This window comes from Acidimicrobiia bacterium (genome assembly GCA_035471805.1).
GTDB lineage: Bacteria > Actinomycetota > Acidimicrobiia > Spongiisociales > JAHEDJ01 > JAHEDJ01.
Map to the genome: position 1 here is coordinate 89,532 of DATIPS010000033.1, position 14,169 is coordinate 103,700.

18 protein-coding genes are annotated in these 14,169 nt (G+C 64.6%); 15 read left to right on the plus strand and 3 right to left on the minus strand.

What is annotated here, in order from left to right:
• Positions 1 to 12 precede the first annotated feature (12 nt).
• Complete coding sequence (locus VLT15_07970; protein ID HSR45151.1) at positions 13 to 837, minus strand: helix-turn-helix domain-containing protein; 825 nt, start codon at positions 835 to 837, stop codon at positions 13 to 15.
• Between the two features lie 174 nt (positions 838 to 1,011).
• On the opposite strand from VLT15_07970, the gene rpiB reads away from it, so the two are divergent.
• The 14 genes from rpiB (at position 1,012) to VLT15_08040 (ending at position 11,807) form a co-directional block, all read left to right on the plus strand.
• Entirely contained in the window at positions 1,012 to 1,569 is a 558-nt protein-coding gene (gene rpiB / locus VLT15_07975; protein ID HSR45152.1) for a ribose 5-phosphate isomerase B, read from the plus strand.
• Between the two features lie 122 nt (positions 1,570 to 1,691).
• A complete protein-coding gene (gene deoC, locus VLT15_07980) occupies positions 1,692 to 2,417 on the plus strand; it encodes a deoxyribose-phosphate aldolase (protein ID HSR45153.1) in 726 nt (241 codons plus the stop codon).
• Positions 2,404 to 3,027: a hypothetical protein gene (locus VLT15_07985; GenBank protein HSR45154.1), complete on the plus strand. Its 624-nt coding sequence runs from the start codon at positions 2,404 to 2,406 to the stop codon at positions 3,025 to 3,027. Before deoC ends, VLT15_07985 begins: the two co-directional genes overlap by 14 nt.
• 18 nt (positions 3,028 to 3,045) lie before the next feature.
• Positions 3,046 to 3,342: a BMC domain-containing protein gene (locus VLT15_07990; GenBank protein HSR45155.1), complete on the plus strand. Its 297-nt coding sequence runs from the start codon at positions 3,046 to 3,048 to the stop codon at positions 3,340 to 3,342.
• A 16-nt stretch (positions 3,343 to 3,358) separates the two neighbouring features.
• On the plus strand, positions 3,359 to 3,646 hold the full coding sequence (locus VLT15_07995; GenBank protein HSR45156.1) for a EutN/CcmL family microcompartment protein: 288 nt from the start codon (positions 3,359 to 3,361) through the stop codon (positions 3,644 to 3,646).
• 3 nt (positions 3,647 to 3,649) lie between these two features.
• Positions 3,650 to 5,113, plus strand: coding sequence for an aldehyde dehydrogenase family protein (locus tag VLT15_08000; protein HSR45157.1), 1,464 nt, complete (start codon positions 3,650 to 3,652; stop codon positions 5,111 to 5,113).
• Entirely contained in the window at positions 5,113 to 5,700 is a 588-nt protein-coding gene (locus VLT15_08005; GenBank protein HSR45158.1) for a BMC domain-containing protein, read from the plus strand. Before VLT15_08000 ends, VLT15_08005 begins: the two co-directional genes overlap by 1 nt.
• A gap of 89 nt (positions 5,701 to 5,789) precedes the next feature.
• Positions 5,790 to 6,101, plus strand: a complete 312-nt coding sequence (locus VLT15_08010) for a EutN/CcmL family microcompartment protein (protein HSR45159.1) — start codon at positions 5,790 to 5,792, stop codon at positions 6,099 to 6,101.
• Positions 6,098 to 6,367, plus strand: coding sequence for a EutN/CcmL family microcompartment protein (locus tag VLT15_08015; GenBank protein ID HSR45160.1), 270 nt, complete (start codon positions 6,098 to 6,100; stop codon positions 6,365 to 6,367). The genes VLT15_08010 and VLT15_08015 overlap by 4 nt, the downstream gene beginning before the upstream one ends.
• Positions 6,364 to 7,026, plus strand: a complete 663-nt coding sequence (locus tag VLT15_08020; protein ID HSR45161.1) for an inorganic pyrophosphatase — start codon at positions 6,364 to 6,366, stop codon at positions 7,024 to 7,026. Before VLT15_08015 ends, VLT15_08020 begins: the two co-directional genes overlap by 4 nt.
• Before the next feature lie 59 nt (positions 7,027 to 7,085).
• Positions 7,086 to 8,411, plus strand: coding sequence for an MFS transporter (locus VLT15_08025; GenBank protein HSR45162.1), 1,326 nt, complete (start codon positions 7,086 to 7,088; stop codon positions 8,409 to 8,411).
• A 66-nt stretch (positions 8,412 to 8,477) separates the two neighbouring features.
• Positions 8,478 to 9,608 carry a carboxylate-amine ligase gene (locus VLT15_08030; GenBank protein HSR45163.1) on the plus strand — a complete coding sequence of 377 codons (1,131 nt, stop codon included), beginning with the start codon at positions 8,478 to 8,480 and terminating at the stop codon, positions 9,606 to 9,608.
• Positions 9,598 to 10,917 (plus strand): MFS transporter, encoded by a 1,320-nt coding sequence (locus tag VLT15_08035; GenBank protein ID HSR45164.1) that lies wholly within the window; start codon positions 9,598 to 9,600, stop codon positions 10,915 to 10,917. The genes VLT15_08030 and VLT15_08035 overlap by 11 nt, the downstream gene beginning before the upstream one ends.
• Entirely contained in the window at positions 10,917 to 11,807 is an 891-nt protein-coding gene (locus VLT15_08040; protein HSR45165.1) for a DNA-3-methyladenine glycosylase 2 family protein, read from the plus strand. The genes VLT15_08035 and VLT15_08040 overlap by 1 nt, the downstream gene beginning before the upstream one ends.
• A 27-nt stretch (positions 11,808 to 11,834) precedes the next feature.
• On the opposite strand, the gene VLT15_08045 is transcribed toward VLT15_08040, so the two are convergent.
• On the minus strand, positions 11,835 to 12,722 hold the full coding sequence (locus tag VLT15_08045) for an alpha/beta hydrolase (GenBank protein ID HSR45166.1): 888 nt from the start codon (positions 12,720 to 12,722) through the stop codon (positions 11,835 to 11,837).
• 4 nt (positions 12,723 to 12,726) lie between these two features.
• Positions 12,727 to 13,410: a 6-phosphogluconolactonase gene (gene pgl, locus VLT15_08050; protein HSR45167.1), complete on the minus strand. Its 684-nt coding sequence runs from the start codon at positions 13,408 to 13,410 to the stop codon at positions 12,727 to 12,729.
• Positions 13,411 to 13,503: 93 nt separating this feature from the next.
• Between pgl and VLT15_08055 the strand changes: the two genes are divergently transcribed.
• The coding region (locus tag VLT15_08055) for a class I adenylate-forming enzyme family protein (GenBank protein ID HSR45168.1) at positions 13,504 to 14,169 on the plus strand (666 nt) is incomplete at its 3' end.

Here is a 14,169-nt window from a genome sequence, read left to right on the forward strand (position 1 = left end):
AACCCGGGTGGTTCAGGGGCGGCGGCGTTTCCAGCGGCGATAGAGGTCCACCCATAGCGGATCTATGACATCTTCGGGTGGTGATGGATCAGCGGCCGCCTCGGTCCCGGACCGCTCGCGAAGTTCCGCCAGGCGCTCGCGGAGGAACTGAACTTCCGTCTCCGCTCTGGCCGCTCGCTCCCGGGCGTCGGCCAGTTGCTGGCCTGCCTCGTGGAGGTTGCCCAACTGATTGAGCATCTTGTTCCACGCATCGAGAGGAACGAGCATCGTCCCCTCCGGGATGTCGCGGGCTGCGCGGTCCTCGTCGTCGGCCTCCTCGATCGCGATCTCCGTCCGGGCAGTCGAGACGTCGTCTCGGGTCCCGTCGGGTTCATCCTGTGGCTCGAACTCGGCGGCTTCGGCGCCTTCCGCTGGTGGCGAGTCGCCAATCGCGGCGTCCCGGACTTCCTCGGCCGCTCGATCCGCTGCTACTTCCTCGCTTGCCGCTCTGTCTTCGGTGAGGTCCCGGCTTCCGGAGGGACTCGGATCTGCCGGAGAGCCGGCAGGGCGCGCAACACCTCTCACGACCCTCTTGTGCTGCCGTCCGAGATGCTCGGCCCAGGCGAGCACCTCGGACAGCTCCACATACCGCCGGTCGCCGGACTCATCCATCTCGAATCTGGAGTCGATTCGCCCTTTTCTCGCCCAGTTGCGGATGGTCGAGCCCGGGATGCCGGTCAGCTCCTCAGCTTCTCGCAAGTCGACCCACCTTTCGCCGTCGAGTTCGTCGGCCGACGGTGGCTGCGGCTGGTTCGGTCGCATCTGCTGGCTGGGAACCGGACGTCTGGAGTCTGTCATCGGCGCCAGGATACGCCCGGAGGAAGGTCCTAGCCAGATTCCCGTGATCAAGCTCCGCCGAGGTCCGGCCGGGGGCTCCGGCAAAACCCGTGCAGGCGGGGCCCTCGTCCGTGCGGCTGCCCTTCGGAGACGTTGTCGTACTTCGGCGCGTTGGATCCCTAGGATTCGTCCGACATGCCCGACGCAGCTGAGATTCGAGAGATCGTGAGTCGCATCGTCGACGGCCTCATGCCGGACGACGCGGCTTCGCCCATCTCGACGCCGGGCGAAAGCCCGGTCATCGCCATCGGAGCCGACCACGGGGGCTATCCGCTCAAGGAACGGCTGGGTTTTCGCCTCAAAGAGGCCGGATATCAGGTAATCGATTGCGGCACCGGTTCCACCGACTCGGTCGACTACCCGGACTTCGCGCACGAGGTGGCACGCAAGGTCGCCGACGGCGAGGCAACCTACGGCCTGGTCGTCGACGGCGCCGGCATCGGTTCGGCGATGACGGCCAACAAAGTCCCGGGCGTTCGAGCGGCCCTCTGTTACGACCTCTCGTCTGCGAGAAACAGCCGCGAACACAACCACGCCAACGTGCTCACGCTCGGAGCGGGTCTGATCGGGGACGGGCTAGCGTGGCAGATCACACAGGAATGGTTGGGTACGCCCTGGGGGCCGGGGCGACACGCTGCCCGCATCGAGAAGATGATGGAAATCGAGCAGCGCTATCTGAGAGACGAGAAATGAATCGCGAAGAACTCATCGAGGCGGTCACGAGGGAGGTTCTCTCCGCCTTGTCGCGGTCCGCCGATCCTGATGCCGAATGCGAAGGCGCGTGTGCTGCTCACAGCCCGGACAAAGTGCGCGATATCGTTGCCAACGGAGCGGACCGGGTCAGCTATCAGGGCAACGGTTCGGACGTCCCGCTCGATCTGGCCAAGTTCATCGATCACACCCTCCTCAAGCCGGACGCCACCGCCGACGACATCGACCTCCTCTGCACCGAGGCCAAGGACTATGGGTTTGCCGCTGTGTGCGTCAACCCGGCCTGGGTCAAGCGGGCGGCGGTCAATCTCAAAGGAACCGGTGTCCGCGTCGCTTCCGTGGTCGGGTTCCCGTTTGGTGCAACCACTTCGGACGTAAAGGCCATGGAGACGCGTCGTGTGCTGCGGGACGGTGCGCGCGAGATCGACATGGTCATCAACATCGGCGCTCTCAAGTCGGGCGAATACGATCATGTTCGAGATGACATTGCCAAGGTCGCGGATGCCTGTCATGAGGTCGGCGCCCTGGCCAAGGTCATAATCGAAACCAGCCTGCTCGATGACGAAGAGAAAGTCATGGCCTCGCACCTGGCCAAGGAGGCGAAGGCGGATTTCGTCAAGACCTCCACCGGCTTTGCCGGCGGCGGTGCGACCGTCCACGACGTTCTGCTCATGCGGGAGACCGTCGGGCCGAAAATGGGAGTAAAAGCCTCCGGCGGCGTCCGGAACCGCGAAGATGCCGAGGAGATGATTGCGGCAGGTGCGACGAGAATCGGAGCTTCTGCCGGAATTTCGATCGTTACGGGAGGTACATCGAGTGAGCAATATTGATCTTCGGTCCTTTGTGTTCCTCGACAGCCTCCAGCCTCAGTACGCGGCGTTCATCGGCACGACCGCCCAGGGTTTCCTTCCGCTCGCTCACGATGCGTCGCTCTTTGTCGAGATTGCCCCCGGCATCGAGATCAATCGAGTAACCGACGTCGCTCTCAAGTCGAACCGGGTCAAGCCCGGGATGCAGATCGTCGAGCGCTATTACGGGCTGCTCGAGATCCATTCACCGGAGCAGGCTGAGGCACGCGGAGCAGGAGCGGCGATACTCGACGCGATCGGCCTGCAGGAAGCCGACCGGATAAAGCCGAAGATCCTGTCGAGTCAGATCGTGCGCAGGATCGACGATCACCAGGCCCAATTGATCAACCGGATGCGCCACGGAAACATGATCATTCCCGGACAGACGCTCTACGTGCTCGAGTGCGAGCCGGCCGCTTACGCTGCGCTGGCCGCCAATGAAGCGGAAAAGGCGGCGAACATCAACGTTCTGGAGGTTCGTGCTTTCGGTTCGATGGGCCGGGTCTATCTCGGTGGAGAGGAACGCGACATCGACGTAGGTTGGCGGGCGGCAGTCGCCGCACTGGAAGGTTTGGAAGGCCGCGAGGAATAACGACGAGGAGGAGAACCAATGGCTGAAGCCCTTGGAATGATCGAAGCGAGAAGCTTCGCAGCAATGGTCGAGGCTGCCGATGCGATGGTGAAGGCAGCCAAAGTGGAACTCGTCTCCTACGAGGAGACCGGTGGCGGCTATGTGACTGCCGTTGTCCGCGGCGATGTTGCCGCCGTCAAGGCAGCCGTTGAGGCGGGCGTTCGCGGTGCAGAGCGCGTCGGTGAAGTCATCGCCAGCCATGTCATCGCCCGTCCGCACACGAACATCGACCTCGTGCTCCCGCTCGGCCGCGCCGAAGAGGCGGGCAAGGAGTAGGCAAAGGAGGGAGCGCATGCTCCTCGGACGTGTAGCCGGCACGCTTGTTGCCAGCCGGAAAGAGCCCCGATTGTCCGGGCTCAAGTTCCTCGTGCTCCAACAGCTCGACGTGGACAACACCGAGACGGGTAGCTACGTGGTGGCCGCCGACGCGGTCGGTGCCGGTGTCGGCGAGGTGGTTCTCTACGCAACGGGCAGCTCCGCCAGGCAGACGGAGTTCACGCACGAACGACCCTGCGACGCGGTGGTGATGGCCATCGTCGACACATGGGAGGTCGGCGGCGATGAGCGTTATCACAAGTAACCAATGAGCCTCCTCACCAACGAAGAGATCCGGGCGATCATCGAACGCGTCGACCGGCGGCTCGGGGATGTTGCCGCGTCGGACCGGCCCGCTTCTGCGCTCAGGGCGCAGGCCGCCCTGGCGGTCTCCGACGCGGAACTGGGTGACGGCATCTACCGCACGATCGACGACGCCGTCGCAGCCGCCGGACGCGCACAGCGGGCTTACGCGGCGATGGGCCTGGAGGCCCGCAAGTCCATTGTGGCGGCGATGCGGAAGGCGATGCTGGAGAACGCCGAGAACCTGGCGCTCCTTGCCCACACGGAGACCGGGCTCGGTCGCTATGAGGACAAGATCCGCAAGAACCGGGTGGTCGCGCTGAAGACTCCGGGACCCGAAGACCTGGAGCCGGTGGCGATCACCGGCGACCAGGGGATGGCCGTGGTCGAGTGGGCTCCGTTCGGATTGATCGGGGCGATCACCCCGACGACCAATCCGACCTCAACGATCATCAACAATGCCATCGCGATCGTTTCTGCCGGCAATGCTGCGATCTTCAACGTCCATCCAAACGCCAAGCGGGTTTCTGCTGAGAACATCCGCCTCCTCAACCGTGCCGCGGTGTCCGCCGGCGGACCTCCCGATCTGGTCACGGCAATCCCCGAACCGACCGTCGACTCTGCCAAGGAACTAATGCACCACCCGGACGTGCCGGTCCTCCTCGTCACCGGCGGCCCGGGCGTTGTGCGTGAGGCGCAGCAGACGTCGAAGCGGGCGGTGGCAGCCGGTCCCGGCAACCCGCCCGTGGTCGTGGACGAGACGGCAGACATCGATCGGGCCGCCTCCGCCATCGTTTCCGGTGCTTCTTTCGACAACAACATCATCTGTGTGGACGAGAAGGAGGCAATCGTCGTCGATTCGGTGGCGGATCGGCTTCTGCGGGCGATGGCGGAGAAGGGCGCCTACATCCTCAAACAGCACGAACTCCAGCGTCTCGAGCGGGTCGTTTTCCGTGAGCTCGGCCCGCCCAACAGGCCGGGAGTCGTCAATCCGGAGTGGATCGGGAAGAATGCGTCGCTGATCCTGGCGCAGATCGGCGTGCAAGTCGCCGATGACGTCCGGTTGATCGTCGCGGATGTGCCCCGCGAACACAGCCTGGTCTGGACCGAGCAGATGATGCCGGTGTTCCCGGTCGTTCGGGTGCCGAACGTCGACGCGGCCATCGACCTGGCCGTCAAGGTCGAGCACGGGTTCCGGCACACTGCCGGCATTCATTCGACCAACGTTGAAACCATCACCCGCATGGCGCGGGCGATGAACTGTTCGATCTTCGTTGCCAACGGTTCTTTCTACACCGGCCTCGGTGAGGGCGGTGAGGGCTACTCGTCGTTTTCGATCGCCAGTCCGACCGGTGACGGTCTAACCCGCCCGCGCACGTTTTCGCGGGAGCGGCGGGTCACGGTCGTCGGCGCATTGAGGATCGTCTGATGCCCATGCAGCCCGCAGTCGCGTTGCTCGAGTTCGACTCGATCGCAGTCGGCATCGAGACCGGCGACGCGATGATCAAGCGCGCTCCTCTGGATGTGATCAGGGCGGGGACCGTTCATCCGGGCAAGTACCTGGTGCTCATCGGCGGGCGGGTTGCCGACGTCGAGGAAGCGCTCGAGGCCGGGCGCCTCGCCGGGTCCGGTCATCTCATCGACGAGATGCTGCTGCCGGACGTTCACGACGACGTCGTGGCGGCACTGGCCGGTGCACGGGCGGCAGGTCCCGGGGAGGCTCTGGGCATAATCGAAACGTCGACCGTGGCCGCCGTGATCGAAGCCGCCGACGCCGGCCGCAAAGGTGCGGAAGTCACCCTGCGGGAGATCCGGATGGCCGACGGTCTGGGAGGCAAGGGCTACTTGCTCTTCTCGGGCCCGGTTGCCGAGGTCGAAGCGGCCGTGGAGATTGGGTGCGCCCGGGCGCCGGATCAGATCATTGCGGGTCGTGTGATCGCACAGATCCACGAGGAGATGGATGAGAACCTGGTCGAGGACGGCAGGTTCCGGAAACGGATGAGAGATGAGGCGTAGATGAAGGCGCAGCTTGCTCTCTCTGCCTCGAACACCGGACGTCCGCCCCCCCGGGAGCGGGGTGCGGGCATGGTGCCGGGAGGAGCGACGTGCAGTTAGCGAGGGTCATCGGGACCGTCGTGGCGACCGAGAAGACACCGAATCTCGAGGGCGTCAAGTTCCTGATCGTGCAGCCGCTGACCAAGGATCTGGAGCCGAAGGGACGGCCGGTTGTCGCGGCCGACGGTGTCGCCATGGCGGGACCGGACGAACTCGTCTACATCGTCGGATCCCGTGAGGCGGCGCAGGCCATGCCCGAGCCCTTTGTGCCGGTGGATCACGCCATCGTCGGGATTGTGGATGAAGTAGCTCTGGCGCCGAGGGCGGGTCGCCACTCGCCGGTCGAAGAAGGTGCCCGATGAAGATTGCCAGGGTGGCAGGGACGGTTGTGTCAACGATAAGTGCCCCCGTTTTCGACGGACGGAGATTGTTGCTGTGCGACTACGTTGATCCCTCCGGAGAACCGACGGGCGACTATGTGATCGCCGTCGATGTAGTCGACGCCGGAGCGGGGGAGACCGTTCTGATCCTCGATGAGGGCAATGGGGCGCGTCAGATCATGGAGATGAAGGTCGCGCCGATAAGAGCGGTGGTCGTCGGTGTTGTGGACGAGGTCGAAAGCGCATGACCGACGCCCAGCGCCTCTTCTCGAAGCTGCTCCGAGCCCATCCGTGGCATGGAGTTGCGATCGGACCGGACGCACCGGCGCGTGTCACCGCCTATGTGGAGATCGTCCCCTCCGACACCGTCAAGTACGAACTGGACAAGGACACGGGGATTCTCAAGGTCGACAGGCCTCAGCAGTTCTCCAACGTCTATCCCACTCTGTACGGATTGATCCCGCAGACCTATTGCGGCGACCGGGTCGCCGAGTTCTGCATGGAGCGGGCGTCACGCACCGGAATCGTCGGTGACGGAGACCCTTTGGATGTCTGTGTCCTGGCCGAGAAATCGATCACCCACGGAGACATCCTCCTGCCGGTGGTGCCAATCGGCGGGTTGCGGATGATCGACGGTGACGAGGCCGACGACAAGATCATCGCCGTCATGCAGGGTGACGCCATCTACGGCCACATGGAGGACATCAAAGACTGCCCTCCCGCCTTGGTCGATCGTCTCAACCACTACTTCCTCACCTACAAGGACGCCCCCGGTGCGCCGAGTCGGAAGGCGGAGATAACGCACGTGTACGGGAGTTCCGATGCCCACGAAGTAATCGAGCGCAGCATGGCCGACTACTTCGAGCTGTTCGGTGATGTCCAGGGTTTGCGCGAGTCGCTCGAATGAAAACTTGACAAGTTGACATCAACTTGACATCATTCTGACATCACAAGGCTGGAGAGTTTATGAGTGGGCAACGCAGCGGGTTCCAGACATTCTTGATCGTTTGGGTCGGTCAACTCATCTCGGTGACCGGTTCGACCATCACCGGCTTCGGGCTGGCGATCTGGGTATACCTCGAGACCGACAGCGTCACGCTCCTGGCCGTCCTGACCCTGGCGGCCAGCGTTCCCGGTATGGCCGCCACACCGTTTGCCGGTCCACTGGTCGACCGGATGGACCGGCGGAGGGTGATGTTGCTGGCGGACTCGGCGGCCGGCCTGGCCACGATGGTGGCTGCGCTGCTCTATTTCACGGGCAACCTCGAGGTCTGGCACATCTATCCGATCGCGGCCGCCGGCTCGATTGCGAACGCTTTCCAGGAGCCCGCTTATCTCGCCTCCGTGCCGTTGCTCGTTCCGAAGGCGCATATCGGGAGGGCCAATGGAATGATCCAGCTCGGGCCTGCCATTGGAACGATCGCCGCCCCGGCACTGGCGGGTGTCCTGGTACTGATCGCCGGAATCGGGGCGGTCTTGCTGGTCGACATGGTGACCTTCATCATCGCCGTATCCACTCTGCTGGCCGTGCGGATTCCGCGTCCGGCACCGTCCGCGGAGGCGAGCGATGCAGGCGAACCGCTTCTGAAGGGCTTCGCCCGGGCCTGGAGGTACCTTCGAGAGCGCCCCGGGCTATTCGGATTCCTGCTCATGGCCGCCGTTCTGAACTTCATCCTCGGCTTCGCGAACGTTCTCTACCTCCCGCTCCTGCTCAGCTTCTCGAATGAGGCCGCCGCAGGCGGGATCATGTCGATCGCCGGAGTGGGCATGCTCGTCGGGTCGGTCGTGATGAGTGCCTGGGGCGGACCGAAGCGCCGCGTGCCCGGGATGCTGGCTTTCATGGCGGTGTCCGGTGTTGCCGTTTCCCTGACGGGTATCAGGGAATCGGTGCCGCTGGTTGCGGCATCTGTGTTTCTGCTGATGGCGACGGTCGCCATCATCAACGGGACTTCACAGGCTCTCTGGCAAGTCAAGATCTCACCCGACATGCAGGGCAGGGTCTTCTCGGTGCGGCGATTGCTGGCCCAGTTCGCAGCTCCGATTTCCTACCTCCTCGCAGGTCCGTTGGCCGACTCCGTGTTCGAACCGGCGCTGGCCGACGATGGGTTGTTGGCAGGTTCGGTGGGTTCGCTCATCGGAACCGGACCCGGTCGTGGGATCGGCTTCGCTTTCGTGCTCATGGGTGCCGCCACCGTGTTCGTGGCTCTGGTCACCTATGCGCGTCCGCACATTCGCAACCTCGAGTTAGTACTCCCGGACATGATCGGCGAGCCGGTTCCCGCCGAGGCTTGAGTCCGGCATGGTCGGGCGTGCGGCGGTATCGTTGGTTCACGCTGACGGATGGAGCCCGACATGGCGTTGATCGAGCCCAGTTTCACTATGGGGATCGAGGAGGAGTACCTCCTTGTTGATCTGGAGACTCGCGATCTCGTACAGGATCCGCCGCCCGACGTGATGGCCAAGAGCCAGAGTCGCCTACTCGATCAGGTCGGACCCGAGTTTCTGCGGTCCCAGATCGAGGTCGGCACCAGGGTTTGTTCGAACATCCAGGAAGCCCGTTCGGATCTCGCCCGCCTTCGCCACAACGTGGCCGAGGTGGCCGGGGAGCACCGGATGGGTCTGATCGCGGCCAGCACGCATCCGTTCGCCCGGTGGGGTGAGCAGCTTCCCACCGACAAAGACAGATACCTGGAACTGGAACGCGACATGCAGGCGGTCGTGCGACGATTGGTCATCTGCGGGATGCACGTACATGTGGGGATCGAAGACGACGATCTTCGCATCGATCTGATGAACCAGGTTTCGTACTTCCTGCCGCACATTCTGGCGGCGAGTACCTCGTCCCCGTTCTGGCACGGCAACGACACGGGACTCAAGAGCTATCGGATGTCGGTCTTCAAGTCGCTACCTAGGACCGGACTGCCGGAGCACTTCTCGAGCTGGGGCGAATACCAGCGGCACGTCAACGTGCTGGTCGAAGCCGGCATCATCCAGGATGCCACCAAGCTGTGGTGGGATGTGCGGCCCAGCGCCCGCTATCCGACCATCGAGATGCGAGTCTCAGACATCTGCACCCGGATGGAAGACGCGATCACGCTGGCCGCCGTGTTCGTTCTGCTCCTACGGATGCTCTACCGGCGCCGCCGGAAGAACCAACGCTGGCGTACCTACGCCAACATGCTGGTCGCAGAGAACACCTGGCGTGCACAACGCTACGGTGTCGACGGGTCGCTGATGGACTACGGCCGGGGTGAACTGGTTCCCTACACGCAACTGGCCGATGAACTCATCGAGTTGCTCTGGCGCGATGCCGACGAGGCGGGCATGACCGACGAGCTTCAGCATCTGGCGGTGATCGCCAGGGAGGGAACCAGTGCAGACCGGCAACTGTCCGTCTACACCACCGCGTTGGACGGCGGTGCCGATCAGCACGAGGCTCTCAAAGAAGTGGTCGACATGCTGATGCGCGAAACGATCGATGGAGTCTGAGCCGGCTGGAGGCAGCTTCGGTACGTTTCTGATCGTTTGGATCGGCCAACTCGTGTCCGTGCTGGGGTCCACGCTGACCGGATTCGCAATGGGTATCTGGGTGTTCATCGAGACCGGTTCGGTGACGACCTTCGCTCTCATCATCGTGACGGCCAATGTGCCGGGACTCGTTGCCAGCCCGTTGGCCGGTTCGGTCGTCGACCGCGTTGACAGACGTTTGGTGATGCTCGTTGCCGATATCGCAGCCGGTGTATCCACCGGCGTGGCGGCGACCTTGTTCCTCACAGGCGCCCTGGAGATCTGGCACCTCTACCCGGTAGCTGCAGTCGGGGCAATCGCCAACGCGTTTCAGGAGCCCGCCTACGGGGCTTCGGTTCCACTGCTGGTACCGAAGCGCCATCTCGGAAGGGCCAACGGCCTGGTCCAGGCAGGACCCTCGCTCGGCGCCGTGGTTGCGCCGATCATGGCCGCCGCGCTGGTTGCCACGGCAGGGCTCGGCGTGGTCCTGATCATCGACCTGGTCACGTTCGTGGTTGCGGTGGCCACGCTCACGGTTGTTCGCATTCCCCGCCCCGAGGCCATCCGGGAGGATGAAGCCGGGGCGTCTCTGTGGCGCAGCTTCTCCTTCGGTTGGAACTATCTGCGTGCGCGACCGGGGCTCCTCGGATTGCTGGGCGTCTACGCGGTCGGCAACTTCATGCTGTCCGCCGTCGGACTGCTCTATCTCCCGCTCATCCTGGCATTCAGCACAGAGACCGCCTACGGAGCCGTGATGTCGGTCGGCGGCGCCGGCATGTTGCTCGGGTCGGTGGTGATGAGTGCCTGGGGAGGGCCGAGAAGACGAATCGCGGGGATCATGGGGATGATGGGTGTCGCAGGGGTGGGGGTGGCCCTCGCCGGCATATGGGAATCGGTGTGGTTGATTGCCGTGTTCGGTTCCATCGACATGTTTCTCGCTCCGATCATCAACGGTACAAGCCAAACCCTCTGGCAGACAAAGGTCGCCCCGGCGGTCCAGGGGCGGGTCTTTGCCGTTCGCAGGATGGTCGCCTTTGTCATCTACCCGGTGTCGCTGCTGCTCACCGGCCCGCTCGCAGACCGCGTGTTCGAACCGGCGTTGATGCCCGACGGTGTGCTGGCCGGTTCGGTCGGGCTCATCCTCGGCACCGGCCGGGGTCGCGGCGTCGGACTGATGATTGTCATGGCCGGTGTCGGAACGACTCTTGCCGCGTTGTGGGGTTGGCGGCGGCGGAGTGTGCGCAGTTTGGAGACTGAAGTCCCGGACGCGCTGGAGGTTCCTTCTACCTGATGCACGCCACTTTCGAACTTCCCGGTCCCGTCGACCTGGTGCGCACCATGGGACCATTGCTCGGACCGGCCGAGTCGGTCGGGCGGGTCGCCGCCGGGGAAGCTTGGCGAGCCTCACACACGCCTGCCGGACCCTCGACCCTGCGGCTCGTGATGCGCACCGGTGCCGTCGATGCCGAAGCCTGGGGCGCCGGCGCCGAGTGGTCCATCTCGCACGTGCCGGCGCTGCTGGGATTCGGGGACGACCCTTCCACCTTCAAGCCGGACAACCCGCTACTGCGGGACCTGCACCTGCGGGCCGGCGGTATGCGTTTCGGGGCAACGCTCTCGGTATTCGAGGTGCTGGTTCCAACCATCCTCGGACAGAAGGTGACCACCAAGGAGTCACATCGCGGGTACCGGCGGTTGATCGAAGCGCACGGCAGCATTGCTCCCGGCCCGGGTGATCTGCGGCTTCCGCCTCCACCCGAGGTGCTCGCCGACCTGCCCTACTTCGAGTACCACCCGCTGGGCATCGAACGAAAGCGGGCCGACACGATCCGCGGTGTCGCAGCTCGCGCCGACCGTCTCGAAGAGATCGTCACGATGTCGCGCGATGAGGCGGTTCGCCGGCTGACGGCCTTCGACGGCATCGGACCGTGGACGGCGGCTTTCGCGATGGCTACCGCACTCGGCGATGCCGATGCCGTACCGGTAGGGGACTATCACCTGCCCAATGTGGTCGCCTGGGCTCTGGCCGGAGAAGCGCGGGCGAACGATGCGCGAATGCTGGAGCTGCTCGAGCCGTATCGAGGCCACCGGGGCAGAGTGATCCGGCTACTCAAGCAAGCCGGCATACACGCGCCCCGGTACGGCCCGCGCAGCACCGTGCGCGGGTTCGAGGACGTCTGAGCGGATCCGGACGGAGCCCCCGGCCGTTCAGGGCAGCAACCCCAGGACCGTTTCGACGGCGACCGGTCCGGAGGCCGCCGGGTCGACCATGTCACGATGTCCGGCGCCTTCGATGATGGAGAGTCCTACTTTGTGCCCGGCAGCCTTCAATGCGGCCGCGAAGTCGATGGTGAACCGCTGAGGGACCGTTCCGTCTGCCGTTCCCTGGAGCAAGTGGATAGGCAACGAGATGCGCCGATCGACGTAGGAGTAGGGATTGCCGGCGCTCCAGGCTTCCGCCGCTTCGGTCCGGGATCCTCCGAAGAACGGGATGAGCAGCGGAGAGAACTGGTCGGAGTCGTAGGGTCCGGCGATGCCGACGAACGCATCGGGGAGGCCGGACCCGGCGGCCAGGCAGTCACCGTCGAACTCGTCGCCGGCGAGGGCGACGACGGCTGCGAGATGGGCCCCGGCCGAATAGCCGGCCAGGGTCACGGACGAAGTCTTGCCCCCGTAATCCTGTGCCGTGGCGCGTGCGAACCGGACGCCGCAGGCGACGTCCTCATAGGCAGTCGGATACGATCCGCCCAGTGCCATCGTCCTGTATGAGATGTTGTAAACCAATGATCCCGCGGTAGCCAGCAGGCCGGCCAGTTCGGAAACATCAGCGCGCTCTCCGCCTACCCAGCCTCCACCGTGAACGAGAACTGTCACGGGCCACGGCCCCTCACCTCCCGGTTGGAGCACGTCGAGTACGAGCAAGTCGGTGAACGGAATCCGGGCGAAGGTGGTGTAGGGCGTGCCGGCGGGGATCGTCGATGGAGACGGCGTCGGTTCGGCAGTCGTTGATGCAGTAGGCGATGTCGCGGGAACCGCACTTTCCGCGCAGGCGGCTGCGAGGACCAACAGCGCGAAGACGGTCGGAAAGATCTTCACGGGTTCAGCCGGTTTCGAGCCGGGAGGCGGCAGCCTCGTCCACGAACCACACCACGTCGCCGGCAGCCTCCGCCACGACCGCCGAAGGCAGTTTGTCCCCACCGAGAACTCGGGCGAGAACGTCGGCCTTGGCCTCGCCGGCCACGAGGAAGACCGTATGCCGGCAACGACGGAGGAGTGGAACTGTCGCGGTCAACCGCCAGCCCCGCCCGGGGACATGGTTGGCCACGTAGTCGGCGTCCGTTTCGGCGAGTGCCGCGGTCCCCGGGAACAGGGAAGCCGTGTGGCCGTCGTCGCCCATACCGAGCACGACGATATCCGGGTGATCGCCCAGGATCCTCTGGAGAGTCCGTGCGTATTCTTCAGCGGCGGCGTGAGGCGGACGACCCTTCTCCCACCGGATGCCGTGGAAGACGGCAGGTACGTGATCGAGCAGTTCCTCGCGTGCCATTCGCTCGTTCGACTCTTCGTGATCCGGGGCTACCCAGCGCTCGTCGCCGAGCCACAGATCGACGCGCGACCAATCGATCTGCGCAGCGCGCAGCTCCCGGTAAGTCGCGCGCGGCGTCGAGCCGCCGGCGAGGCCCAGCGTGACTCGCGGACCGGACGATTGCAGGATCAACCCGGCTATGTGAGCGGCAGCCGATCGAGCGAGCTCGCCGGGATCTGTAGCGATTACAACACGCATGCGGGCACCCTAACCCCGTTTTCGGGCGAGGATCCCACCCGATATGGGGTGATTCCCGCCCGCAGACTGCAACCGGTTGCCTATTCTCGCCCGATGGCGCATGTTGATCCGATTCTCGAGGAACTCACCGGTCCCGGCCAGCTATTCGAAATCGAGGAGGCCGTCGTCCACGGTCACTCGATGCGGGTCTACAAGAACCGTCCGCGCAACCTGCGCGATCTGCTTGCGATAGGGATGAGCCACGGAGATATCGAATACCTGGTGCAGGGCGACGTCCGCTACACGTTCCCGCAGGCGATCGCCAGGGCGCTCAGTGTCGCCGGCGCTCTTCACGACCGGTTCGATGTCGAGCCGGGCGACCGGGTCGCCGTTGTCGGGGCCAATGCTCCCGACTGGGTTGTCGCATACTGGGCGGTGATCGCGGCCCAGGGGATCGTTGTTCCGTTCAACGCCTGGTGGAAGGCCGCGGAGCTCCAGTTCGGCATCGAAGATTCCGGTACGTCACTGGTGCTCTGTGATGCCCGCCGCGCCGTCACCGTCGTCGAGGCGGGATTCCCGGCCGACCGCATCGTTGTGTGGGGCCGAGGGGAACGGCCGAAAGGGACCACGTCCATCGAGGAACTGGCAGCCGGCGAACCTGCCGCGCTCGACTTCGCAGAAGCTCGAGGGGAGGACGAAGTGGCCGGGCTCTTCTACACGTCCGGCACCACCGGGAAGCCGAAGGGATCAGCGAACACCCATCACAACATCATCACCAAC

Bases quoted from the DNA above. Each gene is read 5' to 3' on its own strand.
- VLT15_08000 (HSR45157.1), top strand. From the start codon at position 3,650: ATGAGCCTCCTCACCAACGAAGAGATCCGGGCGATCATCGAACGCGTC.
- VLT15_07970 (HSR45151.1), bottom strand. From the start codon at position 837: ATGACAGACTCCAGACGTCCGGTTCCCAGCCAGCAGATGCGACCGAAC.
- rpiB (HSR45152.1), top strand. From the start codon at position 1,012: ATGCCCGACGCAGCTGAGATTCGAGAGATCGTGAGTCGCATCGTCGAC.
- VLT15_08040 (HSR45165.1), top strand. From the start codon at position 10,917: ATGCACGCCACTTTCGAACTTCCCGGTCCCGTCGACCTGGTGCGCACC.
- VLT15_08015 (HSR45160.1), top strand. From the start codon at position 6,098: ATGAAGATTGCCAGGGTGGCAGGGACGGTTGTGTCAACGATAAGTGCC.
- VLT15_07995 (HSR45156.1), top strand. From the start codon at position 3,359: ATGCTCCTCGGACGTGTAGCCGGCACGCTTGTTGCCAGCCGGAAAGAG.
- VLT15_07990 (HSR45155.1), top strand. From the start codon at position 3,046: ATGGCTGAAGCCCTTGGAATGATCGAAGCGAGAAGCTTCGCAGCAATG.
- VLT15_08035 (HSR45164.1), top strand. From the start codon at position 9,598: ATGGAGTCTGAGCCGGCTGGAGGCAGCTTCGGTACGTTTCTGATCGTT.
- VLT15_08005 (HSR45158.1), top strand. From the start codon at position 5,113: ATGCCCATGCAGCCCGCAGTCGCGTTGCTCGAGTTCGACTCGATCGCA.
- pgl (HSR45167.1), bottom strand. From the start codon at position 13,410: ATGCGTGTTGTAATCGCTACAGATCCCGGCGAGCTCGCTCGATCGGCT.
- VLT15_08020 (HSR45161.1), top strand. From the start codon at position 6,364: ATGACCGACGCCCAGCGCCTCTTCTCGAAGCTGCTCCGAGCCCATCCG.
- VLT15_08025 (HSR45162.1), top strand. From the start codon at position 7,086: ATGAGTGGGCAACGCAGCGGGTTCCAGACATTCTTGATCGTTTGGGTC.